The organism is Lysobacter sp. CA196 (genome assembly GCF_052078695.1).
Taxonomy (GTDB): Bacteria; Pseudomonadota; Gammaproteobacteria; order Xanthomonadales; family Xanthomonadaceae; genus Lysobacter.
On the sequence record NZ_JBQJIN010000018.1, the window covers coordinates 1 to 22516 of the forward strand.

Genomic DNA, 22516 nt, shown 5'->3' on the forward strand with positions numbered 1-22516 from the left:
GGCTTTGTGACTACAACGCCGAGATACCCCACGACAGCCTGGGCGGTTTAACGCCCAACGAGTTTCGGATCCAAAACGACCCGGCGACCTCTAGTTTTGTGTGGCACTGATTTATGGTGGGTCGACAAAGAGTGATGCACTTGTACCTTGAGAGTGCAAACCAAACAAAAGGGGCCAGGTTCATTTTCAGCAATGAACCTGGCCCCTCATTTTAGACTATCAGGCCAAGCCCCACCCTGCCCTGCCCTACCCGCACTCCAAAAGAGCAGATAAAGGTCGAGCTCATTCAACCCCTCCCTCTTCATTCAATCAGAGTCGATCTTCTCCAACCTTACAGGGTAAATACCCAGCTGCTTACATGCGGTCACTGAGATTGCCCCAGGGTCTCGTGCAGCATAAACAATTATTCCTTCGACCCTAACATCCGCCCCATGCATGGCCAACGCCCTTGCGCTCATCTCACTATTATCTCTATCTATAAGGACGGGCAAGCAGTTCATGTGATTGCGTCCCTCACTCAACGTCCCTAACGGATACAGAGATTTGTCTTCATTTTCCCAATACAGACGCCCAATGACAGATGCACGGCGAGCTATTAAGGGGGACGCGTCCCGAATAATTTGATTCGATGACCTTCGCTCGCTCAATTCCAAATCCGCACCACTGGCGCACAGCGGAGCGAAACACATCACCATAAGCACCAATAAATATTTCTTCATAGCGACCACCCAATATAATCAAGGTTTATTTTGAAACTTATTTAATTCGTACCTTATTAACTTATGGTACACAGGCTCCAATTTCCCTTTCAAAAGTCTATATTGATACTGGCCGCTATTAAGCTCCAGAACACCATACACCCCATCTCTAACTATGTAATTGGGACCTTGCACCCTAACGACTCGGTCATCCCCGTGCCCCGGGATCGGCGAATATCCGCTGTCTTTAGGATGCGAATGACATATCGCAGCCACTTTTGATGAATCGACATAAAACTCGCCTTCATACCCTTGCCCTGTCTCTTTACCTTTCCCCGGCACGGCCGTAAATGTGCCATCACTACCGATAATCCCGTAGAATTCATCCTTCATTGATTTATCGAGTGATTTTCCGTTGGCCAGGAAAATGTTATCGGTCGCTTCAGTACCCAAGACATTATCGACCCCGTGCTTATCCCGATCATAGTTACTCGACTCGAAGCACTTGCCGGCTTTCTTTAGATGCTGAGGACAAGCCAACCCATATGTATCTACAGCAGCTAGCGGGTTACCCCCGACGTAGAAATAGGTACTCGTTCCTCCTGCTAAACCAATCGGATCACTCTGCACATACCGACCAGTGACGGCATCGTAATCCCGGAAGTAGTTGTAACTCAGCCCCGTAGCCGCATCAAAGCGCTGCCCCGGAAACCGCATATCGAACACGAACGCGGTGCCGTCCTGATCCGGGTCCTGGTTCGGCGGGTTGTTGCCGAAGGCTTCGCCCTTGGCGTCCCAGGTCCAGACCGCGAGGTTGCGGCTCGGGTCGATCACCGCACGCGGGGTGCCCAGGTGGTCGGGTTGCACGTAACGCAGGGTCTGCGCCACGCCCGCACCGACGACCAGGCCGACCGGTGCATCGCCCAGCCAGATGGCCTGCTGCTTGGTCGCACCGTTGGCGTCGTAGTCGCCGAGCCAATGGCCGGCCTCGTCGTACAGCGTGTAGCCGGTGATCGCGCCGGTCGCGTTGTCGGCTCGGGAAACTCGCTCGCCCTTGCCGTTGTAGCGATAACTGGCCTTGACCACGCTGGCCTGCTTGACTTGGCTCATGCGGTCGTTGGCGTTGTAGACGAACTCCCTGGCCGTCCCGCCGATGCTGGTGGTGTTGCCGACTAGGTCGTAGCCGCGGCTGACTCCACCGACGTTGCTCAGGCGGTGACTCGTGCCCGGGTAGGTGTAGTTGGTGGTGATGCCGCCGTGCAGCAGGCTGTTGCGGTTGCCGGTGGCGTCGTAGCCGTAAGTCTCCAGCGGCGTGCCGGTCGGGCCGTCGCGGGTGATCTTGAGGCGACCGAGGGTGTCGTAGTCGTACTGGGCCAGTGCGGCGCTTTGCAGGCCGTCCTTGAGCTGGGTCAGTTCGCCGACTTCGTTGTAACCGTAAGCCAGCGACAGGCCGCCGCTGGCGCTGTCGAGAATCGTCTTGGCGCGGTAGTCCTGGTCGTAGGTGCGCGCCAGGCTGCGGCCGTTGCCGTAGGTCCAGCCGGTGGCCGGGCCGAACGGTTCATAAGCCGCATTGTTGAGCAGCACCGTGCGCACGCCGCCGGCCGGCTTGATGCCGACTTCGGTGACCTGGTCCAGGGTGTTGCGGACGTAGTCGACGAGGGCGTTGTCCGGGTAGGTGATGGTGCGCACCTGGCCCGAGCTGGTGTAGGCGTAGCGCAGGGTGAAGCTGCGGGTGCCGACCGTCTGCACCTTACGCACGAGTTGGCCCCAGCGGTCGTAGCAGTACTTCAGCTCGGTGCCGTCGGCGCGCATCGCGGTCACGCGTCCCAGGGCGAAGTTCTCGCCGGCGGCGCAGACCGAGTTAACCGTGTCGTAGTCGTACTCGACGTCGGCGGCGCCGCCGCTGTACGAGATCGTCTTCGGCCGGTTCAGGGCGTCGTAGGTGTAGGTGTGCGGGCTGGCGTCGTTGGCGTCCTGCTTGCTCGCGAGCAGGCCGGCGCTGTTGTAACCGTACGTAGTGACGCCGGTGTCCGGGCTCGACAGTTGCACCTGATCGCCGAAGCCGTTGTAGCCGTAGGCCGTGTCCAGACCCTTCGGGTCGGTGACCTGGGTGACCTGATCGAGCGCGTTGTATTCGAGCTTGGTCTCGACCGCGAGGCCGCCGACATCCTGCAGGGTGCGGCTCAGGCGATTGAGCGGGTCGTGGTCCTGATTGGTGACGCGGTTCAAGGCGTCGGTGGTCAGGTCCGGGTTGCCGTCGTTGTCGTAGCTAAAGGTGGTCGCATGCGCCAGCGAGTCCTTGACGGTCTGCAACTGGCCCAGGGTATTGAACACGCGCGACAGGGTGCGCCTCAGGGTGCCGGTCGCGGTCTGGGTGTCTTCCTGCTTGCGGTTGCCGGCCAGGTCGAGGGTGTACTGGATCTTGTTGCCGGCCTTGTCGGCCACGCTGGTCAGGCGCTGGGCGGTGTCGTAGGTATAGGTGATGTAGGCGCCGCCCGGCGGGGTGATGCGCTTGACCAAGCCGGTCGGCCAGTACTCGACCCGGGTGATGCGGTCGTCGGTCTCGACGCTGTTGTCGGCGCCGCGCACCTTGGTCGCGGTGAGCCAGCCGCGCGGGTGGTACTCATAGTCGGTGACGATGCCGTTGGCGTCGATGACCGACAGCGGACGCCCCTGCGGGTCGTAGCCGAAGGTCTCGGTGCTGCGTCCCAGCGCGTCGACGACCTTCCGCAGGTCGCCCTTGCGGTAGGTGCACAGCGCCGGCTGGGTCGCGCAGGTGCTGTCGTCGCTGCCGTAGTACTGGAACGTCGTGACGTCGTTGACGTCGGTACGCGGGCCGTCGACCGACTTGACCAGGCCCAGGATCGGGCAGGTGCTGTTGCTCGCGGCCACATCGGCGGCTTCGCAATAGGCATAGGTCGTCGTGCGGGTCTGGTTGCTGACCGTGTCGCGCACGGTGACCGTGAGCGGCTGCAGGCGCGCGTTGCGGACGATGCGGGTCTCGCGGTTGCCCACTTGGGTCAGCACGGTGCGGTTGCTGGCGAGGTCGCGGCGTTCCGCACTGGTGCGTTCCTGCGCCAACCCGACGGCTTCCTTGACCGTATGCGTGCGCGCCGGCTGCCCCGTCACCGGGTCGTTGGCTTCGGCATACGTGTGCTTGGTCTGGGTACCGTTGCGGTCGGTGACGGTGTCGAGGCGGCGACGGAAGTCGACGGTCTCGTCGTAGTAAGTCCTGCCGATGGTGCCGCGGGTGTCGGTCAGGTCGCTGACCTTACGCGGCGCACCGCTCGCCGGCGACGCCCTCAAGCCATAGGTGGTCTGCTGCCCCAGCACATCGGTGACGGTGGAACCGCCGGCCGTGGGATAGACCAACTCGACGCGTTCGGCGCCGCCCGAGAGCACGGTCGCCGCGATGCGGTTCTTGGCGTCGTAATTGTAAGTGCTGTAGCGCTGGGCGCCTTCGCTGCTGACGCCGGTCAGATTGTGCGGAAATCTCAAATCTTGATAGTGGTAGGTGCGCTGTTCGCTGCCGGGGTAAGTGACCGTCTCGACCTGTCCGTTCGCGCTATAGGCATACGTCGCCAAGGCCACGCCGGCCGAGCGGATCGCGGTGATCGGCGCGTCGTCGCCGAGAGCGGTGTACTCGAACGCCAGACTGCGACCACTGTTGTGAACGATCGCGGCCAGACGGCGCATGCCATCGTAGCTATAACTCAGGATCGAACCGTTCTCGGAACGCTGCTCCAGCAGGCGGCCGGCGGCGTCGAAACGCAGGACCCGGTCGCTGCGATGCATCAGCCACTGCGCGCCGTCGGCGACGATCCGGTCGCCGCTCTGGTTGTTCGCCTCATAGGCGCCACCGGCCTGGGTGAAGGCAACCTGGGTGCCGTCGGCTTCGATGAAGCCGATCCGCACCGTCGGGTCGGAAGGCGTGGTCGGATCGGGGCCGACCAGCAGCCGCAAATTATGCGAATGCGTCCAGCCATGGCCGAAGCCGCCGGCGACGGTCGAGGTCGAGGAATGGTAGTAGCGATCGAAGGCGACCCAACCGAGATCGAAGTCGCGTGCCTGCTCGGACTTGTCGCCGGTGGCGGGGTCGCAACGGGCGCCGACCGGGCACTCGTTGCTCGGCAGCGGCTCGCTGTAATACACCATGTCGAAGCTGGGTGCGGCGGCACAGGCATTCAGATCGGTTTTCCACGTCATGAGCCGGCCGGGGCAACTGGCCGCCCGATCCTTGACGATCCTGACCTGGGTGTTGGTGAGGTAACAGGTGCCGCCGCCACCGGGCGCCACCATGTACTTGACCTCGGTGGGAGTGGATTCGCGGACCGCGATCGGGCTGGTCGACCAGGTGAGATCCGTTGTCCAGACGGTCGGCGTGACCGTGCTGGCCGCCGCGCAGCCCTGAGTGACGCTCTGGGCGTCGTAGTCCTGCTTGATGCGGGCGACGATCGCGTCCAGCGAGGCCTGCGTCGGCGTACCCGACGGGTCGTTGAGCTCCTTGTAGGCCCAATCGGTCAAGGTCGGCGGCTTGGGCTCGATCGCGTACTTGTAGACGGTCTTGCTGTTGAGCGTGGCCTGGCTTTTGACGTACATGCTCATCGGCGGGCCGCCGAATTGAGCGAAGTGATTCCTGATGCCTTGCTGCATCGCGGCTTCGGTGGTCTGCGGCGCCAGCGCGAGGCTGTTGGTGCGCCATAGTTTTACGGTTTCCTGTGCCTGCGCGCCGGAGGCGAGCAGCAAGCCCAGCGAGGCCAGAGTCAGGTTCCAGCCGATACGGGTTCGAGCCGGCCGGCGTTCGGCCTCATTGTCGGCATCCGTTGCGACAACTGTCATCGGTCATTCCTTGTCTAATGAATTCTTATGGATCTTTGGAGAGGCCGTGCGCCCGGTCGGTGAGGGAGGACCGCCGGCGCCGGCATGGGGGATTCGACATCCGGCGGCGCGCCGCCGGGCATCGTGTGCAGCTTGATCGGTGCTTATGTCCGGGCGGCGACGCGCGGCCGCCGGTTCGAACCGGGGCATGGCCGCGCCGTCGCGTTTGCGACGACGAAAACAGGGGAAGTTTCGATCTCGGCGGCTGGCCGTATGACGGACGTAGAGGCTGCTGTGCGTGCGGGCAAATCCATCTGCGTTGCTCCCTTTCCTTAGGTCGGCAGGTCGATACTACGCCTGCGCATCTCAACGGCAGCGACGCAAGATGAGCGTCGACAACGGATGCATGCGAGGGTGCGTTCGGCGCTCACTTTAGGCGCAACGCGTTACCGAATGCCAGTACAAGGCGAGGCCTTTAGGCAAAATTAAAAACAGAGACGCCGCGCACAAAATTTCGCGGCTGCCGCGTGATTACCGCGATATATCCGAGGGGCTTTCGCAAGCCGTTTCGACGCAAGCTAAATACTCGATAACCGGCATCCATTCGCTGCGACTCGAACGCCGCGCCAAGACCTGCCCTCGCCCGACCTCCCTGCGTATCCACGCCACTGCCGCAGCGAGACGCGCGGGTCACGACGACCGCTGTCAGAGCGCGACCGCAGGCTCACTAAGACGGATCGTTACAAATGCCGCGGCCGCTGTGCAGGAGAACTGCGGTGCGCATCGCATCCGCAGCGGGCTGCGGCGCCTAGATTGCGCGCGACGTTCGCGACCGTACGTGCCCGGTGCGGCCCCCACCGCCGGTCGCGGCCGTCACGTCATGCCCGATCCGGGCACTTACCTAGGATGTCTAATGAGCAAGAAGATCACGAGTTCCGATGCAAGCGCCGACGCCAACCCCCATTCGCGCTCGCGCCGCAAACTGATCGGCGCAGCCGGCATGATCGCCGGCGCAGGCGCGGCCGCCGCGGCCACCACCGCCGCCTCGATCGGCGGTTCGATGTACCGCGAAGACGCCATCGGCGGCGCGCCGGCACCGCGCCGCGACGGCGCGCTCGCGTCCACCGCGCTGGTCGGCACCGAGCCGGGCCGCATCAACGTCAAGGACTACGGCGCGGTCGGCAACGGCAGCACCGACGACACCGCCGCGATCGAACGCGCGCGCGATGCGGTGTTCGCATCGAAGAACGGCAACGGCTGGCTGACCCATCACCTGTACTTCCCGGCTGGCATCTACCGCGTGACCAAGGCCGACGTGCTGCTGCCGAAGGGCCCGGACACCGGCAAGACCAAGATCAACGGCTATGTCATCGAAGGCCAGGGCAAGCGCAGCTCGGAGATTCTGTTCGATGCCGCCCCGAGCGGCGGCGACGCGTTCGCCAACAATCTGCTGACCGCCTACGGGCGCCTGCGCCAGTTGCGGGTGCGCGAGATCAGCTTCCGCGCCGCGCGTCCGGGGCTCAACTGGATCTATTGCTGGGCTTCGGTGGCCGGCGGAACCAACCAGGACTTCGCCTTCGACGACGTCGAATGGCGCGGCCCCTGGAACCGGGTCATCGGCCTGGACGGCCCGGCCGACTCCAATCTCAACTCGGAGTGGTCGTTCAACCGCTGCCATCTGGCCAACGATGTCGTGCTCGGCGACGCCTTCCTGCATTCCGGCATGACCCCCACCGTCAGCCAGCAGGACCAGTTCCTGAATTTCTGGTTCCGCGACTGCAAGTTCGAGTACCAGAGCGGCACCTTGCTGCGCTTCGCGCGCGGCGGCTACATCAACGTGTACGGCGGCTCCTGGATTCAGTGCAACGAGACCCAGGACATCCCGTCGGTGTTCTTCGACCTGCCGCCGGGCCCGCACAACAACACGGTCAAGACCTTGATCGTGATGGGCGTGCGCTTCGAGCTGCGCCACGCCAAGAGCAAGCTGATGGATTGCGGCTGGGATGCGGCGAACGCGAACCTGACCTTCATCGCCTGCACCGATGCGGCGCGCTCGTTCCAGAGCCACATCGGCCCGCCGTCGATCCCGGTCACCTATCGCCCGCGCGGTGGCGACATGCCCTATGTGAAGTGGCAGTCGTGCCAGCTCATGGGTCGCCATGAATCCTTCGCCACGGTCAATCGCGAGCGGCTGGTCTTCGAGCAGTGCCACACTTTCAACTATCCGATGGCGCAGTTCCTGGTGCAGAAATAAGCGATGCGGCGCGGGGCGGATGCGCCCCGCGCCGGTCTCGAAGCCGGCGGATGGATCGTTCGCTGCGAGCAGAACCGGACCGCACCCGGCTACACGTAGCCGGTCGCCAACGCGCGCGCCCAATCGGGCCGCTCGTTGCGCAGAGCCCGCTCGGCTTCCGCGTTCCAGTCGTAGTCCACCGCGAGCAGCTGCGCGTCCCATTCGCCATCGATCCGTTCGACGATGGCGTAGCGCGCCTGCGGCGAACCGGTCTCGACCCGGTGCGGATGCGGATGCTCGCCGGCGTAAGCCTGCAGGCCGACACTGCCGGGGTTGACGATCAGACGCCCGTCGTCGAGCCGCAGACTGCGCGGCACGTGGGTATGCCCACACAAGATCAGGCGAGCGTCGGCATCGCCGGCGCGTTGCGCGGCCTCGTCGAGGCTCGCCGGGCGCATGCCGTGCTCGTCGACCGTCTCGATGAAGCACTCCAGATCGCTGCGCGGCGTGCCGTGGACCAGCAACACGTCTTCATTCAAACGCCAGGTCGGCGGCAGGCTGCGCAGCCACTCGCGCTGGTCGGGACGGATCTGGGCGACGGCATGACGGTCGGAGGCGCTCATGCGCTCGGGCGGATCGGTCAGCACCTGGCGTTCGTGGTTGCCGGCGATGGTCGGCCAGCCCAGTGCGATCAGGCGGTCGGCGGTTTCGCGCGGCCGCAGCGGGCCGGACAGCAGGTCGCCGAGATTGACCGCAAGCTCGACGCCGCGCCGCTCGATATCGGCCAGGATCGCCTCAAGCGCCCCCAGGTTGCCGTGGACATCGGAAATGACTGCTATGCGCATGTGAGGATTCTAGCGCCGCGGCCGCCGGGCCTGGCTGGGCCCGCGAGCCAGGCGCCATGCGGCTCCAAGGCCGGTGTCTGCGGGCCGTGGCCGCCGAGATTGCGCCGCGACGGCGGCTTCAGGCAGAATACTGGGCTCTCCGGTCGACAACCGGGCCGTCCCACGGGCGTCCATGCTGTCCATCGGAGCCGCGAAAGCGCTACAGCGCCTTTGTTCTCTATGGTGGCCCCGTTGGCGCCTCCGCGACGATAAGTTGAAAATCCCGCCAGGGCCGGAAGGCAGCAACGGTATCGACCGATTCGGGCGCCGGAGTCACGCTTGCGGGGCCGCCGCCTTTTCGGGTCCCGGCATTTGCCAAAGCAGCCGCCTATTGCGTCCCTGCCCGCGGCCTCAAACGCGTCCTGGCGATCGCGCCGAGCGGTACGGCGCCCAAGCAGTGGCGTCGGGCAGGAACCCGAACGAGGCCGACTCAATTGCCCAGCAGCGACAGGGCCAGCGCATCGGGCTCGCGACCGGTCTTCCAGTAGGCGATCGGCTTCCAGGACTTGCGGTCGATCACTGCGACTTCGTCGCCGCCGCTGATCGCGACATAGACCCGCGGCCGCTTCGGGTCGGCGACCACACCGATCGGCAAGGCCGCGCGACCGAGCAAGGTGTCGCGGTACTCGGCCCCGTCGCGCGCGAGCGCGATCGTCGTCACCGCTTTCTTGCGCCGGGCATCGAACACCGACACGGTCGCCGCTCGTGCGTTGCTGACCAGGGCATGGCGGCCGTCGGCGGTGAACACGACGCGGATCGGAAAGCCCGGGCTCGGCAAGGTCCTGCGCAACGCGAGTGTGCGCGCATCGTGCACGGTCACCGTGCCGGCCTCGCGATTGCCGACCCAGACCTCGTCGCTGCCGGGTCGTACCGCGATGCCTTCGGCGCCCTCGCCCGCCGCGACTTCGGCGGTCTTGGCGTTGAGGTTCAATTCGACGCGGCTGATGGTGCCGCGGTCGATCTTGCTGACATAGGCGGTCTTGCCGTCGGCCGACACCGCGACCATGTGGCCGCGTCCCTCGCCCATCGCGATCTCGGCGACGATCTTGCCGCCGGCCAGGTCGATGCGCAGCAGATGACCCGAGGCCTCGGTGGTCGCCAGGGCTTCGCGGTCGCCGGGCAGGAAGCGCAAACCGTGCGGGCGGCCGTGGCGGCCGAGGTCGATGATGCGCGGCGGCTTGCCGCCACGCAGGTCGAGCACGCTCAAGGTATTGCCCGGGGTTTCCCGGCTGCCGTAGTTCGCCACCAGCGCGGTGTCGCCATCGTGGCTGACCGCGATTTCGTGCGGCGCCTGGCCGGTGGCGAATTCGCCGAGCTTGCGGCCATCCTCGAGCGACACCCGCCAGACGGTGTCGGCGGATTTGTTGCCGATCAACAGCTCGCCCGATAGTGCGGGTGTGGCGATGGCGAGCAGCAGGGACAGGCACAGGACACGGGACATGACGGCTCCGGTGGTTCGCTGCGGGAAATTGAAACTAGCTCAACACCATGCTTGGACTCATGCCGCTGAGCGGTTGCGTCCAGCGGAATGCGAAACCGGCGGATGGATCAGCCGCATCGATGTAGATCGCCGGCCCTGCCTCACGCGGGTCCGGTTGGATGCAACCAATCCGCATCCCCATCCGCATAGCGCTCGTGCTTCCAGATCGGCACCCGCGCCTTGGTCTCGTCGATGATGTAGCGGCAGGCGGCAAATGCGGCCTCGCGATGTGCGGCGCTGACGCCGACCCAGACCGCGAGTTCGCCGATCGCCAAGTCGCCGACGCGGTGCACGCAACGCGCATCGACGATGGCGAAGCGCTCGATGGCTTCTTCCAGCACCCGCTCGCCTTCGGCCAGGGCGAGCGCGGCATAGCTTTCGTAGCGCAGGCCGGCGACGGCGCGACCGCCGTGGTGGTCGCGCACCCACCCCTCGAAGCTGGCGAAAGCGCCGGCGCGATCGCTGAGCAGTTGCGCGCGCAAGGGCGCGATCTCGAAGGAATGCTCGGACAAGGCGAATCGTGCCATTTCAGCCTCCCGAGACCGGTGGAATGAAGGCCACTTCGCTGCCGGCGCGAGGCGCTTCGTCCCAGCGTGCGAATGCGCCGTCGACGGCCACGCGCAAGCGATCGACCGGCAGGACGAAGCCATGGCGCTGGCGCAGCGATTCGTACAGCCCGCGCAGATCGGCCGCATCGGCCTCGACCGATTCGCTGGCGACGCCGGCGGCGTCGCGCAAGCTGGCGAAATACAGCACGGTGAGCCGGCTCATCGTTCGTCTCCGCCGTCGCGCTGCGCCTTGCCGGCGGCGAAATCGCGCTTGCCGCCGCGCTTGCCGGTCAGCTTGGCCGGCCCGATCACGATGCGGTGCGACAAGGCTTTGCACATGTCGTAGACGGTCAGCGCCGCGACGGTCGCGCCGGTCAGCGCTTCCATCTCGACGCCGGTGCGGTGGGTGGTCTTGACCTCGCACTCGATCATCAGGCTGTTGTCGCCGTCCCAATCGATGCTGAAACGGCAGCCGTCGATCGGCAGCGGATGGCAGAACGGGATCAGCTCATGGGTGCGCTTGACCGCCATCGTCCCGGCGATGATGGCCGTGTCGATCACCGCGCCCTTCTTGCTCTTGAGCCCGCTCGCGCGCAATTGCAACGCGACCGCAGCGGGAAAACGCACGCGGCATTGTGCGACCGCCTCGCGGGCGGTCGCCGACTTGTCCGACACGTCGACCATGGCCGGGCGGCCGTCGCGGTCGACATGGGTAAGGGAAGGTTTCGATCTCAAGGATTGGATCTCAAGGTTGGGATCTCACTGCCGAACTCCATCGCAGTCCGGGATCGGACGACCGTACAGATTGGAAAGCGCGCCAGGCATGCTCGCATGATAAGCAGATCGCCCGCCCCGGCCCTGCATCGCGCCGGGACTGCGGCGCGGTTCAGGCCGGCACCAGCTCAACCACCGATCAAAAACATCTCGACGTGGCGCTTGGAGCGCGGCGCATCGAGAGCGCGCAGTTCGCTGTAGCGGTCGCCGCGGCGCGACCACAGCTCGGCCAGGCGCTCGGCGAAGGCGGTCTCGCCCAAAGCCAGCGACGGCCGCAGGTCGGTGCCTTCGGCGGCGAACAAACAGGTATACAGGCGGCCGTCGGCGGACACCCGCGATCGGTGGCAGTCGCCGCAGAACGGCGCGCTGATCGAAGACACGAAGCCGATCTCGCCCTGGCCGTCGGCGAAACCGTAGCGCGAGGCGACTTCGCCGCGGTAATTGGCGTCGAGCGCGCGCAGCGGCCAGCGCGCGTGGACGCGGTCGCGCAGGGTCTGCGAGCTGACCACGCCCTCGGCGCTCCAGTCGTTGCAGTTGCCCACGTCCATGTATTCGATGAAACGCAGCACATGGCCGCTGCCGCGGAAATGTTCCACCAGGGGCAATACCTGATCTTCGTTGATGCCGTGCTGGACTACGCAGTTGATCTTGATGGAATCGAAACCCACCGCGCGCGCCGCCTCGATGCCCGCGAGCACATCGGCGACCTCGCCGCGGCCGCCGGACAGACGCCGGAAGCGCTCGGGGTCGAGTGCGTCCAGGCTCACCGTGAGGCGGCGCAGGCCGGCCTCGCGCAGTGCCCGCGCATGGCGCGCGAGCAGCGAGCCGTTGGTGGTCAGGGCCAGGTCTTCGATGCCTTCGATCCGCGCCAGCCGCGCAATCAGCTCGGGCAGGCGCTTGCGCAGCAGCGGCTCGCCGCCGGTCAGGCGCAGTTTGCTGACGCCGACACGGACGAAACCGCGCACCAGGGTTTCGATTTCGTCGAAGCTCAGGCGCGAGGCCGCATCCAGGCCGTAGTCGTCGGGCACGCGCTCGGCCGGCATGCAATACGGGCAGCGGAAGTTGCAGGCCTCGATCACCGACAGGCGCAGGTCGCGCAGCCGCCGGCCGTGGAGATCCAACGGCATCGGCAGCGGCGGCAGACCGGGGGCGGCACTCACGAAGGCGGCATTCACTAGGACGGCAGTTGCGTAACGGCGGGCTCGGCCAGTTCGATCGCTTCGCCCGGCCTGCCGACACGATACCCCCGCGCCGCCAGCTCGTCGCCCTCTTCGCGGCTGCCGTAGTGGTAAAGCAGGCAGCGGTTCAGCAGTTCGCGCGAGTACTCGCGCTCCAGATCCTCGATGCCGCTGTGCGAGGGGTTGCCGTGCAGGGCGCAGTCGTGGGCGATCAGTTCGCCGGCATCGGCGTACTTGGCCAGCACCTCGGGGATCGGACGGGTGTCGCCGGTCCAGATCGCGCTGCCGCGCAGACGCAGGCCGAAGGCGCTGTCGGGCCAGTGGTGGCGGGTCGCGAACACCTCCAGGCGCAGGCCGCCGTGCCAGAAATGGCCGCTGACCGGCACCAACTGGAAGGCATCCCAGAAATTCACCCCGCCCTCGGCCAGCACGTTCGGGTAGTCGGCCACGCGCTGGTGCAGCAGCGGCACCACCGGCGCCGGCACGTACAGCCGCACTTTGCCGCGCCGCTGGGGGTCGAAATAGTGGGCCACGAACAGACGCTCGAACCCGGCGATGTGGTCCAGGTGGGTATGGGTGACGAACAGGGCCTCCGGCATCCGGCCGTAATGGGCCAGGAACGCGGTCAGGCCCTCGCCGCCGCAATCGATGGTGAGCCAGGGCTCGCCGTCGCGCTCCAGCGTGGCCATCGCCGACCCCAGCTCGACCGCCGACGCATTGCCGACGCCGTGCAAACGCAACCGCCAAGTCATGCCCGCCCCCTCGATTCGCTGACCACGTCTCTAGTAACCACGTTCCCAGGCGCGGTCATAGGCCGTGCGCAACCGGGCGAAATCGCGTTCGACCTCGGCTTCGCCGCGGTCGCCGCGCAATTTCAACAACGACCGCTTCAGCCGGGCCAGATTGCGCTCGCGCCAGGGCGTCGCCGGAATCCGGATCTGGCCGCGGTCCAGGTCGATCACCCAGCCGTGCCCGCCGCTGTCGAACAGCAGGTTGGTGGCGTTGAGGTCGGCATGGTCGAGACCGACCCGGTGGCAGCGTGCGATCAACCGCCCGGCCTCTTCCCAGGGCGCGCCGTCGCCGGCGACCGCGGCGCGGTCGGCCAGCGAGCGCACGTCGCCGAGACGTTCCAGCAGGATGGCGGCGTAGTAATACCAACCGTCGCGGCGGTACCAGGCGGCGACCGGCTTCGGCACCGGCAGGCCCTTGCCGGCCAGTTCGCGCAGCAGGCGGAACTCGGCGAAGCTGCGGGTCTGGTTGGCGCCGCTCCACCAATAGCGGTCGCGATTGAAGCGTGCGATCAGGCCGCCGCGCAGATAACGGCGCAGCACCACCCGGCCGAACGGCGCATCGACGAACCAGGCGCCGCCGCGGCCGCCGCTGTCGACCGGGCGCGCGTTGCCGCCCCAGTGCGCCGGCGAGAACCATTCCGGCGCGGCTTGCTGGACCTGCGCGCGGTCGAACAGAATCGCACCGTAACCGCTATCGTCGCGGTACGGCGTCAGTCCCTCGGCGGCGTCATAACCCGTCATCCGACCGAGTCTAACAAGTCACGTGACCACATCGCCTCTCAGTTCCCATCCTTCGATTTGCCTGCTGCGCCTGTCCGCGCTCGGCGATGTGACCCACGTCGTGCCGCTGGTGCGCACTTTGCGCGCGGCGCGCCCGCAAGCCTCGATCGCCTGGATCATCGGCAAGGGCGAACGGCGCCTGCTGGAAGGCCTGGAAGGCGTCGAATTTCTCGAGTACGACAAGAAAAGCGGCTTCGCCGGCATGCGCGCCCTACGCCGCAGCCTGCGCGAACGGCCCCTGCCCGGCGGCCGCTTCGACGTGCTGCTGCAGATGCAGGTGGCGGCGCGCGCCAACCTGCTGTCGGCCTTCCTGCCGGCGCAGCGCCGGGTCGGCTACGACCGCTCGCGTTCGAAGGATCTGCATGGGCTTTTCATCAACGAACGCATCCCCGACCGCCCGGGCATCCACGTGCTCGACGCGATCGGCAGCTTCTGCGAACCGCTCGGCCTGCGCCAGACCGAAGTGCGCTGGGACTTGCCGGTGCCGGACGAGGCGCGCGAATGGGCGCGGGCGCAATGGCCGCAGGACGACGTGCCGACCCTGCTGATCTCGCCGTGCTCGAGCCACACCGTGCGCAACTGGCGCAACGACCGCTACGCCGCGGTCGCCGACCACGCGGTCGAACGCGGCTGGCGGGTGGTGCTGTGCGGCGGCCGCAGCCAACTCGAACGCGACACCGCCGACGCGATCCTCGCGGCGATGCGCCGTCCGGCGCTGGACCTGGTCGGCAAGGACACCCTGAAGCAACTGCCGGCGCTGCTCGAACGCGGCCAGTTGTTGATGACCCCCGACTCCGGCCCGATGCACATCGCCAACGCCATGGGCACCAAGGTGCTCGGCCTGCATGCGGCGAGCAACCCTGCGCGCAGCGGCCCCTACAGCGACCGCCGCTACTGCGCCGACCGTTACGACGATGCGGCGCGCAAGTACCTGGGCAAGCCCGCAGCCGAAATCGCCTGGGGCACCAAGATCGAACACGAAGGGGTGATGGACCTGATCGCGGTCGAGGACGGCATCGCCGCGTTCGAGCGCTATCTCGCCGATCGCCCGGCGCGCTAAGGCGTTTCGTTCTCGATCTGCAACCGTCGCCAGATCGACAACTGGGTGCGCTGGCGGCGGCGCTCGCGATAGACCGCGGCGATCAGCGCCAGCGCGATCACCAACGCGGCGACCGCGATCTGGCCGCCGCTCCAATCGCGCCAGCCGCCGGTCAGCGCTTCCACGGCGACGAACACCAGGCAGGCCGCGGCGGCATTGCACGACAGGCTGCACAGCACCTTCATGCGGTTGAGGGCGTTGCGCGAGGACGGGTCGGCCGCCTCCAGATACTCGCGCATGCGCCGGTCGACGTCGTGGAACACCGAGGTCGACATGTGTGCGGCAACGGGCAGCACCAGCCCTTCGCTGCGCGCCAGCCGCTCCGACAGGAAGGCGATGGCCGGCGCCCAGGCCCGGCGCAGCCGCGGCCAGACGATGCCCTGGGCGACGCCGTAGACCAGCCGGCCGATCGGGCTCAGGGCCAGGCCCAGCGCATAGGCGCCGGCGAACCAGGTCGGCAGGGTCAATTCCGGGGCCTGCTCGCGCAGCAGGTGTAGGCCCGCCGGGTGGCGCAAGGCCAGCGCGGTCAGCAACAGCCCGCCCGGGCACAGCCAGGCGAGCAGATCGTCGTACAGCCAGGCGCCCGCGGCGCGCGGCTTGGGTTCGGCCACCGGCACCGCCGCAGCCGCCCGCTCAGCCGAGCAGGCCGGGGCCGTAGTCCTGGTAGGACTTTTCTTCGACGTAGGTCGAGCCCAGGGCCAGGTTGATCTCCTTCTTGACCCGCGCCCGCACGTCGTTCTCGATATAGACCGAGCGCGCCAGGCGGATGAACTCGGCGTCGAACTCCTGGCGCTTTTCCTTGATCCGGATGTCGTCCTCGATCACCCACAGGCGCTCGTTGACGGCCTTGAGTTCGGCGCGCAGGCGAACGATGTCGCCGCCGGCGGCCGGGTGCGCCATCCAGGTCTGCTCGAGCGCGCTGAGCTCGTTGCGGACGTTGGCCAGCTTGGCCTCGTCGGTCATGCGCTCGGACTTGATCTGCAGGATCGCGATCTTGTCGAGCAATTCGCCAAAGGACACCGGGACCAGGATTTCGGACATGTCGCGCAGCCGTTTCGTTGCGAAAGAAGGCCGCTAGTGTAGCCCCGGCCTCCCCGGCCCCGGGAGGCGTCGACCCGGCGATGGCGACAAGCCTTGTCGGCGGATGCTTCAGCCCGTATCATTCTCGGCTCACTGCACCCGGAGAGGTGGCAGAGTGGTTGAATGTACCTGACTCGAAATCAGGCGTACGTTTATAGCGTACCGGGGGTTCGAATCCCCCCCTCTCCGCCAGATACAGACAGAACGGGCTCTTCGGGGCCCGTTTTGTTTTTGGGCCCTGGCCCGGCCGACGCGGCGATGCCCGCGTGGCCCGGCAGCGGATGGACCCGTTCGAAATCGAAAGTTGCGCTCCGCCCCGTTTCGCATAACCGGTCGTCGGCACGACCACCTCCGCCCGCGACCCAGGGCGAGAGTTTTCACAACGGCCGTGCTCGGTCGTCCAGTGTGTGACGCGGGTGCTTCATGAGCCGTTTGGCCGACCTGGGCCACGCTCCAGCTTGTTTCGCCCACTCGCGCAGGAGTCACCGTCGATGCCTTGCGCCACCACCGCTTCCTCCGATCCGATCCACACGCGGCCTTCATCCATGCTCGTGCATGAAAGCCGAACACGGATCACGCTTTCTTGCTACGCGGCCGCTTGATCGCGATGATTGCGTTTTCAGCATTGGCAAACCCGACAACTGCGAGCGGCACGACCGACAGATGATCGAATTCGGACACCTCACGCATGTCGGCCTGCGCCGCGAACTCAACGAAGACACCTACTACGGTGACAGCGAACTCGGCCTATGGCTGGTCGCCGACGGCATGGGCGGGCACGAGTACGGCGAGGTCGCCAGCGCGCTCGCGCGCGAGGCCATCGTCCGCGAGGTCCGCAACGGCGCCCCGCTGGCGCAGGCGATCCGCATCGCCGACGAAGAGATCATCCGCACCTCGCGCCGGCGCAACGACGCCCTGCCGATGGGCACGACCGTGGTCGCGGCCCGCATCAACGGCAACCGCTTCGAAGTGGCCTGGGTCGGCGACAGCCGGGTCTACCTGTGGCGCGACGGCCATCTCGCCCAGCTCTCGCAGGACCACAGCTACGTCCAGGAGCTGATCGCCAACGGCGCGATCACCCACGAGCAGGCGCGCAGCCATCCGCACCGCAACGTGGTGACCCAGGCCCTGGGCGTGACCGACCCGCGCAACCTCAACGTCGAGACCATGAACGGCGAGCTGCGCCCGGGCATGCAGTTGCTGCTGTGCAGCGACGGCCTGACCGAAGAGGTCGACGACCGCAGCATCGCCCGGGTGCTGGCGCACAACGATTGCAGTGCGCAGGAATGCGTCGATTCGTTGGTCGCCGCGGCGCTCGACGGCGGCGGTTCGGACAACGTGACCGTGGTGTTGGTACGCAGTCACTGAGGTATAGCGGCTGATGGCGATGCGCATTTACGCATTGCCAAGCTCGTCTAATTATTTCCAGTTGCGCGGCCAGCAGCCGTCTGCGCGCCGGACGAGGTCATCGCCCAGCGAGAATCGGCCTGCCCTTTCCCGGCCAAGATCCGGAACCTGAGCGCTGAAGTCTCTGCGGCCCCGCCAGGGCGCCGCCCTGGCGTTCATGGCTGCGCGAGCCAATGGCTCGCAAGCGCACCACTCCCCCCGCCTTCGCGGGGATGACGGCCGAACGGTACGCACGATCGGACCGCGGCCGCGATTCGCGCGACCGCTGTGTGATCCGGCCCGATCAGGCCTCGACTGCCTGGGCGACCTCGACCGGCGGCATCGCCAGGTCCCAGATGCACGTGCCGGCTTTCTTGCGCAGCTTTTCCAGGCGCGCCTCGTGGGCGGCGAGTTCGGCCGGCAACACGATGACGCGCGGACGCGGGGCGCTGGTGTCGATCTGGAAGCTGGCCTGTTCGAGCCTGGCCGCGGCCGCGCCGGGGTCGCCGAAACCGATCTCTTCCTGGCCCGAGGTCAGGCCGATGTAGACCTCGCCCAGCAACTGGGCGTCGAGCAGCGCGCCGTGCAACTGGCGGTGCGAGTTGTCGACGCCGAGGCGTTTGCACAAGGCGTCGAGCGAGTTGCGCTGGCCGGGGAAACGCTGGCGCGCGAGCAGCAGCGAGTCTTCGATGGTGACGCGGTCGCGCAACTTGCCGTACTGCGGCCCGCAACGCGACAGCTCGTTGTCGAGGAAGCCGACGTCGAACGCGGCGTTGTGGATGATCACTTCGGCGCCTTCGATGAAGGCGAGGAACTCGTCGACGATCTGCTCGAACGGCGGCTTGTCGGCGAGGATCTCCAGGCTCAGGCCGGTGACTTCCTGGGCGCCGGCCTCGAAGTCGCAATCGGGCTTGATGTACTGGTGATAGGTGCGGCCGGTCGGACGGCGTTCGACGAACTCGACGCAGCCGATTTCGACCACGCGGTTGCCGCGTTCCCAGCTCAGGCCGGTGGTTTCGGTATCTAGGATGATTTGACGCATGGGGGGATTCTAATGAGGAGTGAGCGCAGAGGAGTGAGGAGTGAGCATGAACGAAGCGGTAGCTCGCTTTCGCTCACTCCTCACTCCTCTCCACTCACTCCTGTTCTTCAGGGCCGATAGGCCCGCAAACGCTCCGCCTGCACCCGCGCCAGCACGTCGACGCGCTCGTTGTCGGGGTTGCCGGAGTGGCCCTTGACCCATTTCCACTCGATCGCATGGCGCCGGCTCGCGACGTGCAGGCGCTCCCACAGGTCGCGGTTCTTGACCGGATCGCCGCCGGCGGTCTTCCAACCGCGCCGGACCCAGTTGCCGATCCATTCGGTGATGCCCTTGCGCACGTACTGCGAGTCGGTGGTCAGCACCACCTTGCACGGCTCGCTCAGCGCTTCCAGGCCCATGATCGCGCCCATCAGCTCCATGCGGTTGTTGGTGGTGTCGGGCTCGCCGCCGGCGAGTTCGCGCTCGCGGCCCTTGTAGCGTAGCAATGCGGCCCAGCCGCCCGGGCCGGGATTGCCGAGGCAGGCGCCGTCGGTGTGGATTTCTACGATCTTTTCGGCGTCTTGACTGGGTTCGCTCACGCAACGGCTTCTCTATACGGCAGCCGGGCATTATCGCCTTTGCGCGCCGCGAGCGGAGCCGCGATGCACGTCGCGCGGCACCAGGCCGGTCTGCCAACGCAGTTGCTGCACCCGCATCGGCCCGATCGCGGCATGCACGCGCTTGGTCAGGGTCAGCGCGACCCCGGCCCGCACCACGTCGGCGGCGCCGACGCCGGCCTCGCCATGGGCGACCCGCCAGCGGGGGCCCAGCCATTGCAGGCTGACCGCGTCGGCGCCGAAGCCCGAGCCGCGCAGCATCGCCTGCCAGTGGCCGGCGTCGCGCGCGCGCAGGCCGCTGCCGGCCCAGCGCAGGCGGTACGGGCTCCAGGGGTTCAAGGTGGCCAACCACAGCCGGCCGCCGGGGGCGAGGATCCGCGCGCACTCGCTGAGCAGCGGCTGCGGGTCGGCGCCGTCGTCGAACACGTGCTGCAGCAACACCGCGCCGAAGGCCTCGCTGGCCAGCGGCAGCGGCAGGCGGCAGCGCAGGGCGCCGTCGAAACCCTTGGGGCTACGGCGCAGCGCCACCCCACGCCGGCCGCCGGGCGGCGACGCCGCAGCGACGCCGAACCACGCCCAGGGCAAGGTCGGGCTGGCCGCGAGCACCCGCGCCATGGCCGCCGCCTCGACTTCGAGCAGCCCCTCCCCGGCCACTTCACCGAACCATTGCAGCGGGCACTCGGGATCGGGGTCGGGTTGACGGCCGTAGGACAGGGCGGGCATGGTCGCGGTTCTCGACAGAAGTCTCGGAAGGCGTCGGGCCAGGACGGCACGGGCTTGCGAAGAACCCGACTGTGCGCCCGCCGGCCGCGTCAGGCAAATCCCATTCCGGCCGCTCCGCTCGCACCCGGTACCTACCCCCGGGCCCCACCCAGCCCAGCGCAGCGGTTCGTCGCGACCGCGCCGCCAGGAGACCGACGATGCGGTTGCTCGCCCTGCCCGCCCTCAGCGACAACTACATCTGGGCCCTGTCGGGCGACGACGAATCGGCGCTGATCGTCGACCCCGGCGATGCCGCCCCGGTCATGGCCGCCGCCGCGCACGGACTGCGCCCGGTCGGGATCCTGCTGACCCACCACCATAACGACCACATCGGCGGCACCGCCGCGCTGCGCGAGCGCTGGCCGGAGATCCCGGTGTTCGCCCCCGACGATGAACGCATCCTCGGCGCGACCGCCCGGGTCGACGAGGGGGTGAAGCTGCACGTGGCCGGCTGGACCCTCGACGTGCTGGCCGTGCCCGGCCACACCCGCAGCCACATCGCCTATTACCTGGACCGCGGCGCGCACGGCGACGAGCGCCTGTTGTTCAGCGGCGACACCTTGTTCAGCCTGGGCTGTGGCCGCCTGTTCGAAGGTACCGCCGCGCAGATGCTGGTCTCGCTGACCCGGCTGGCGGCCCTGCCGGACGAGACCCGGGTCTGCTGCGGCCACGAATACACCCTGTCCAACGCCGCCTTCGCGAGCGTGGTAGAACCCGACAACCCGGCGCTGCGGCGCCGCATCGAACAGGCTCAGGCCATGCGCAACGCCGGACGTCCCACCGTTCCCAGCAGCCTCCTCGACGAGCGCGCGACCAACCCCTTCCTGCGCACCCGCGAAGCCGGCGTGCTGCGCGCGATCACCTCGCGCCTGGGCCATCCGCCGGAGGACGAGATCCAGACCTTCGCCGAGTTGCGGCGTTGGAAAGACGGGTTCCGCGCTTGAAACGGGCCGACGCCAGGCGGCGCGCACCGCTGCGTGCCGCCCTGCTCGCCGCGCTGTGGCTGAGCGCGGCCTGCGCCGCGCCGGTCGGGGCCGCCGGACCCCCCGCAGCCAAGCCCTCGCCCGCCAAGGCCGACACGCCTTCGGGGCCGACCCGCAACGGCCGCGACATCTACCAGCGCTTCCGCGACGGCCTGGCCGATCCGAGTTGCGAACCCGGCGCGAGCACGCGCTGGCGCCAACACTTCGCCACCGCACCCAAGCGCCTGGCCCGCTCCGACGACGACCTGCTGCCGCTGTTCGGCTACGTGGTCGATGCCTTGCGCGAAGCGCACCTGCCGACCGAATACGCGCTGATCCCCTTCGTCGAGAGCGGTTACCGCCCCGGCGCGCGCAGCGCCGCCGGCCCGGCCGGGCTGTGGCAGATGATCGCCCTGACCGCGCGCAACCATCGCGTGCCGATGCGCGAGGGTTACGACGGCCGCTTGTCGCCGGTCGATTCGACCCAGGCCGCGGTGCGTTATCTCAAGACCCTGCACGGCATGTTCGGCGGCGACTGGCGCCTGGCGGTGATGGCCTACAACGCCGGCGAGTACCGCATCCTCAATGCGCTCAAGCGCAACGGCCAGACCGCGGCCAATGCCCGCCCCGACCAGCTCGCCGGCCTGTCCGACATCACCCAGGCCTACGTGCGCAAACTGCATGCGCTGTCGTGCCTGATGGAACAAGCCGACGACCGCGAGGAATGGCTGCAGGCCCTGGATCGCCCGGTGCCGCATCTGCAGGCGGTGACGTTGCCGTCCGAAGTCGGCGACATCGACGGCTGGGCCGCGCGCACCGGCCAGGACGCAGCGCAACTGCGCCGTCTCAATCCGGTGTTCGCCAACGGCGCGATCGGCCGCTCCAGCACCCGCCGCGCGCCCTTGCTCGCGGTCGCCGCGAACGCAGTCGGCGCACCGGGGCCGGTCGCCGCCGACCTCGTCCTCGCCGGCGGCGAACTGCCGCCGAGCACTGCGTCGAAAACGCGCGACACCGGCACCGCGGTGACCACCGGTTCGGCCGAAGTCGCCGCGGCGAAAACCAGCGCACCCGCGGCGGATGCCAAGACCCGCCGCCACACCGTCGGCCGGGGCGACAACGCCTGGACCATCGCCAAGCGTTACCGCATCCGCGTCGCCGACCTGCTCGAACGCAACGGCTTGAACGCCAAGACCGTGCTCAAGCCCGGCCAGGCCTTGTTGATCGATGCACCGGTCGGCGTCGACTGATCGGCATCGGCGATAACGCGGTGCGAGGGTCTGCCAGGCCCGGAGCGGATAACAGTCGAATCCTCCCATACCGCTGCACCGGCAGCCCGCGCCTTGCCCCTGAACAGTCGACGGCCCCTCTCGATGTCGCGATACTAGAATTTCTTACGCATTCTAAA

19 protein-coding genes, 1 tRNA gene and 1 other RNA gene are annotated in these 22516 nt (G+C 67.1%); 7 read left to right on the top strand and 14 right to left on the bottom strand.

The window, feature by feature from the left end:
- Positions 1 to 737: 737 nt before the first annotated feature.
- The gene (locus tag ACTOWK_RS15675) at positions 738 to 5537 is read right to left on the bottom strand and encodes an RHS repeat-associated core domain-containing protein (RefSeq protein WP_441331054.1); all 4800 of its coding nucleotides are present in this window, start codon (positions 5535 to 5537) and stop codon (positions 738 to 740) included.
- An 892-nt stretch (positions 5538 to 6429) separates the two neighbouring features.
- On the opposite strand from ACTOWK_RS15675, the gene ACTOWK_RS15680 reads away from it, so the two are divergent.
- Positions 6430 to 7770 carry a glycosyl hydrolase family 28-related protein gene (locus tag ACTOWK_RS15680; protein ID WP_441331055.1) on the top strand — a complete coding sequence of 447 codons (1341 nt, stop codon included), beginning with the start codon at positions 6430 to 6432 and terminating at the stop codon, positions 7768 to 7770.
- 89 nt (positions 7771 to 7859) lie between these two features.
- On the opposite strand, the gene ACTOWK_RS15685 is transcribed toward ACTOWK_RS15680, so the two are convergent.
- Entirely contained in the window at positions 7860 to 8594 is a 735-nt protein-coding gene (locus ACTOWK_RS15685) for a metallophosphoesterase family protein (RefSeq protein WP_441331056.1), read from the bottom strand.
- Between the two features lie 229 nt (positions 8595 to 8823).
- On the opposite strand from ACTOWK_RS15685, the gene ffs reads away from it, so the two are divergent.
- Positions 8824 to 8920, top strand: an RNA gene (gene ffs / locus ACTOWK_RS15690) — signal recognition particle sRNA small type.
- Positions 8921 to 9063: 143 nt separating this feature from the next.
- On the opposite strand, the gene ACTOWK_RS15695 is transcribed toward ffs, so the two are convergent.
- The 7 genes from ACTOWK_RS15695 to ACTOWK_RS15725 form a co-directional block, all read right to left on the bottom strand.
- Positions 9064 to 10074: a YncE family protein gene (locus tag ACTOWK_RS15695; RefSeq protein ID WP_441331057.1), complete on the bottom strand. Its 1011-nt coding sequence runs from the start codon at positions 10072 to 10074 to the stop codon at positions 9064 to 9066.
- Positions 10075 to 10214: 140 nt separating this feature from the next.
- The gene (locus ACTOWK_RS15700; RefSeq protein ID WP_441331058.1) at positions 10215 to 10640 is read right to left on the bottom strand and encodes a molybdenum cofactor biosynthesis protein MoaE; all 426 of its coding nucleotides are present in this window, start codon (positions 10638 to 10640) and stop codon (positions 10215 to 10217) included.
- Between the two features lies 1 nt (position 10641).
- A complete protein-coding gene (locus ACTOWK_RS15705; protein WP_441331059.1) occupies positions 10642 to 10884 on the bottom strand; it encodes a MoaD/ThiS family protein in 243 nt (80 codons plus the stop codon).
- Entirely contained in the window at positions 10881 to 11405 is a 525-nt protein-coding gene (gene moaC, locus ACTOWK_RS15710; protein ID WP_441331130.1) for a cyclic pyranopterin monophosphate synthase MoaC, read from the bottom strand. The genes ACTOWK_RS15705 and moaC overlap by 4 nt, the downstream gene beginning before the upstream one ends.
- Before the next feature lie 158 nt (positions 11406 to 11563).
- Positions 11564 to 12562 carry a GTP 3',8-cyclase MoaA gene (gene moaA / locus ACTOWK_RS15715; protein ID WP_441331131.1) on the bottom strand — a complete coding sequence of 333 codons (999 nt, stop codon included), beginning with the start codon at positions 12560 to 12562 and terminating at the stop codon, positions 11564 to 11566.
- Positions 12563 to 12609: 47 nt separating this feature from the next.
- Positions 12610 to 13365, bottom strand: coding sequence for an MBL fold metallo-hydrolase (locus tag ACTOWK_RS15720; RefSeq protein WP_441331060.1), 756 nt, complete (start codon positions 13363 to 13365; stop codon positions 12610 to 12612).
- Between the two features lie 30 nt (positions 13366 to 13395).
- Positions 13396 to 14145 (bottom strand): 3-deoxy-D-manno-octulosonic acid kinase, encoded by a 750-nt coding sequence (locus ACTOWK_RS15725; RefSeq protein ID WP_441331061.1) that lies wholly within the window; start codon positions 14143 to 14145, stop codon positions 13396 to 13398.
- A gap of 22 nt (positions 14146 to 14167) precedes the next feature.
- On the opposite strand from ACTOWK_RS15725, the gene ACTOWK_RS15730 reads away from it, so the two are divergent.
- Positions 14168 to 15244, top strand: a complete 1077-nt coding sequence (locus ACTOWK_RS15730; protein ID WP_441331062.1) for a glycosyltransferase family 9 protein — start codon at positions 14168 to 14170, stop codon at positions 15242 to 15244.
- Here the strand turns inward: ACTOWK_RS15730 and ACTOWK_RS15735 are convergent.
- Positions 15241 to 15894 carry a hypothetical protein gene (locus tag ACTOWK_RS15735; protein ID WP_441331063.1) on the bottom strand — a complete coding sequence of 218 codons (654 nt, stop codon included), beginning with the start codon at positions 15892 to 15894 and terminating at the stop codon, positions 15241 to 15243. The two genes, ACTOWK_RS15730 and ACTOWK_RS15735, sit on opposite strands and share 4 nt — an antisense overlap.
- Before the next feature lie 22 nt (positions 15895 to 15916).
- Positions 15917 to 16324 (bottom strand): DUF6165 family protein, encoded by a 408-nt coding sequence (locus tag ACTOWK_RS15740; RefSeq protein ID WP_441331064.1) that lies wholly within the window; start codon positions 16322 to 16324, stop codon positions 15917 to 15919.
- A gap of 140 nt (positions 16325 to 16464) precedes the next feature.
- Between ACTOWK_RS15740 and ACTOWK_RS15745 the strand changes: the two genes are divergently transcribed.
- Positions 16465 to 16555 (top strand) — tRNA-Ser (locus ACTOWK_RS15745).
- 471 nt (positions 16556 to 17026) lie between these two features.
- Entirely contained in the window at positions 17027 to 17731 is a 705-nt protein-coding gene (locus ACTOWK_RS15750) for a PP2C family protein-serine/threonine phosphatase (protein WP_031373549.1), read from the top strand.
- Between the two features lie 322 nt (positions 17732 to 18053).
- Here ACTOWK_RS15750 and dnaQ read toward each other — a convergent pair whose 3' ends face one another.
- The 3 genes from dnaQ to ACTOWK_RS15765 form a co-directional block, all read right to left on the bottom strand.
- Complete coding sequence (gene dnaQ / locus ACTOWK_RS15755; RefSeq protein ID WP_441331065.1) at positions 18054 to 18791, bottom strand: DNA polymerase III subunit epsilon; 738 nt, start codon at positions 18789 to 18791, stop codon at positions 18054 to 18056.
- Positions 18792 to 18898: 107 nt separating this feature from the next.
- On the bottom strand, positions 18899 to 19369 hold the full coding sequence (rnhA, locus tag ACTOWK_RS15760; RefSeq protein ID WP_441331066.1) for a ribonuclease HI: 471 nt from the start codon (positions 19367 to 19369) through the stop codon (positions 18899 to 18901).
- Positions 19370 to 19399: 30 nt separating this feature from the next.
- Positions 19400 to 20110 (bottom strand): methyltransferase domain-containing protein, encoded by a 711-nt coding sequence (locus tag ACTOWK_RS15765; protein ID WP_441331067.1) that lies wholly within the window; start codon positions 20108 to 20110, stop codon positions 19400 to 19402.
- Positions 20111 to 20307: 197 nt separating this feature from the next.
- Between ACTOWK_RS15765 and gloB the strand changes: the two genes are divergently transcribed.
- Positions 20308 to 21093, top strand: coding sequence for a hydroxyacylglutathione hydrolase (gene gloB / locus ACTOWK_RS15770; protein ID WP_441331068.1), 786 nt, complete (start codon positions 20308 to 20310; stop codon positions 21091 to 21093).
- Positions 21090 to 22358, top strand: coding sequence for a transglycosylase SLT domain-containing protein (locus ACTOWK_RS15775; protein ID WP_441331069.1), 1269 nt, complete (start codon positions 21090 to 21092; stop codon positions 22356 to 22358). Before gloB ends, ACTOWK_RS15775 begins: the two co-directional genes overlap by 4 nt.
- Positions 22359 to 22516 lie beyond the last annotated feature (158 nt).

Excerpts from the sequence above, each read along its gene's own strand:
- ACTOWK_RS15675 (WP_441331054.1), bottom strand. The coding sequence starts at position 5,537 with ATGACAGTTGTCGCAACGGATGCCGACAATGAGGCCGAACGCCGGCCG.
- ACTOWK_RS15680 (WP_441331055.1), top strand. The coding sequence starts at position 6,430 with ATGAGCAAGAAGATCACGAGTTCCGATGCAAGCGCCGACGCCAACCCC.
- ACTOWK_RS15685 (WP_441331056.1), bottom strand. The coding sequence starts at position 8,594 with ATGCGCATAGCAGTCATTTCCGATGTCCACGGCAACCTGGGGGCGCTT.
- ACTOWK_RS15695 (WP_441331057.1), bottom strand. The coding sequence starts at position 10,074 with ATGTCCCGTGTCCTGTGCCTGTCCCTGCTGCTCGCCATCGCCACACCC.
- ACTOWK_RS15700 (WP_441331058.1), bottom strand. The coding sequence starts at position 10,640 with ATGGCACGATTCGCCTTGTCCGAGCATTCCTTCGAGATCGCGCCCTTG.
- ACTOWK_RS15705 (WP_441331059.1), bottom strand. The coding sequence starts at position 10,884 with ATGAGCCGGCTCACCGTGCTGTATTTCGCCAGCTTGCGCGACGCCGCC.
- moaA (WP_441331131.1), bottom strand. The coding sequence starts at position 12,562 with ATGCCGTTGGATCTCCACGGCCGGCGGCTGCGCGACCTGCGCCTGTCG.
- ACTOWK_RS15720 (WP_441331060.1), bottom strand. The coding sequence starts at position 13,365 with ATGACTTGGCGGTTGCGTTTGCACGGCGTCGGCAATGCGTCGGCGGTC.
- ACTOWK_RS15725 (WP_441331061.1), bottom strand. The coding sequence starts at position 14,145 with ATGACGGGTTATGACGCCGCCGAGGGACTGACGCCGTACCGCGACGAT.
- ACTOWK_RS15740 (WP_441331064.1), bottom strand. The coding sequence starts at position 16,324 with ATGTCCGAAATCCTGGTCCCGGTGTCCTTTGGCGAATTGCTCGACAAG.
- ACTOWK_RS15750 (WP_031373549.1), top strand. The coding sequence starts at position 17,027 with ATGATCGAATTCGGACACCTCACGCATGTCGGCCTGCGCCGCGAACTC.
- dnaQ (WP_441331065.1), bottom strand. The coding sequence starts at position 18,791 with ATGCGTCAAATCATCCTAGATACCGAAACCACCGGCCTGAGCTGGGAA.
- ACTOWK_RS15765 (WP_441331067.1), bottom strand. The coding sequence starts at position 20,110 with ATGCCCGCCCTGTCCTACGGCCGTCAACCCGACCCCGATCCCGAGTGC.
- gloB (WP_441331068.1), top strand. The coding sequence starts at position 20,308 with ATGCGGTTGCTCGCCCTGCCCGCCCTCAGCGACAACTACATCTGGGCC.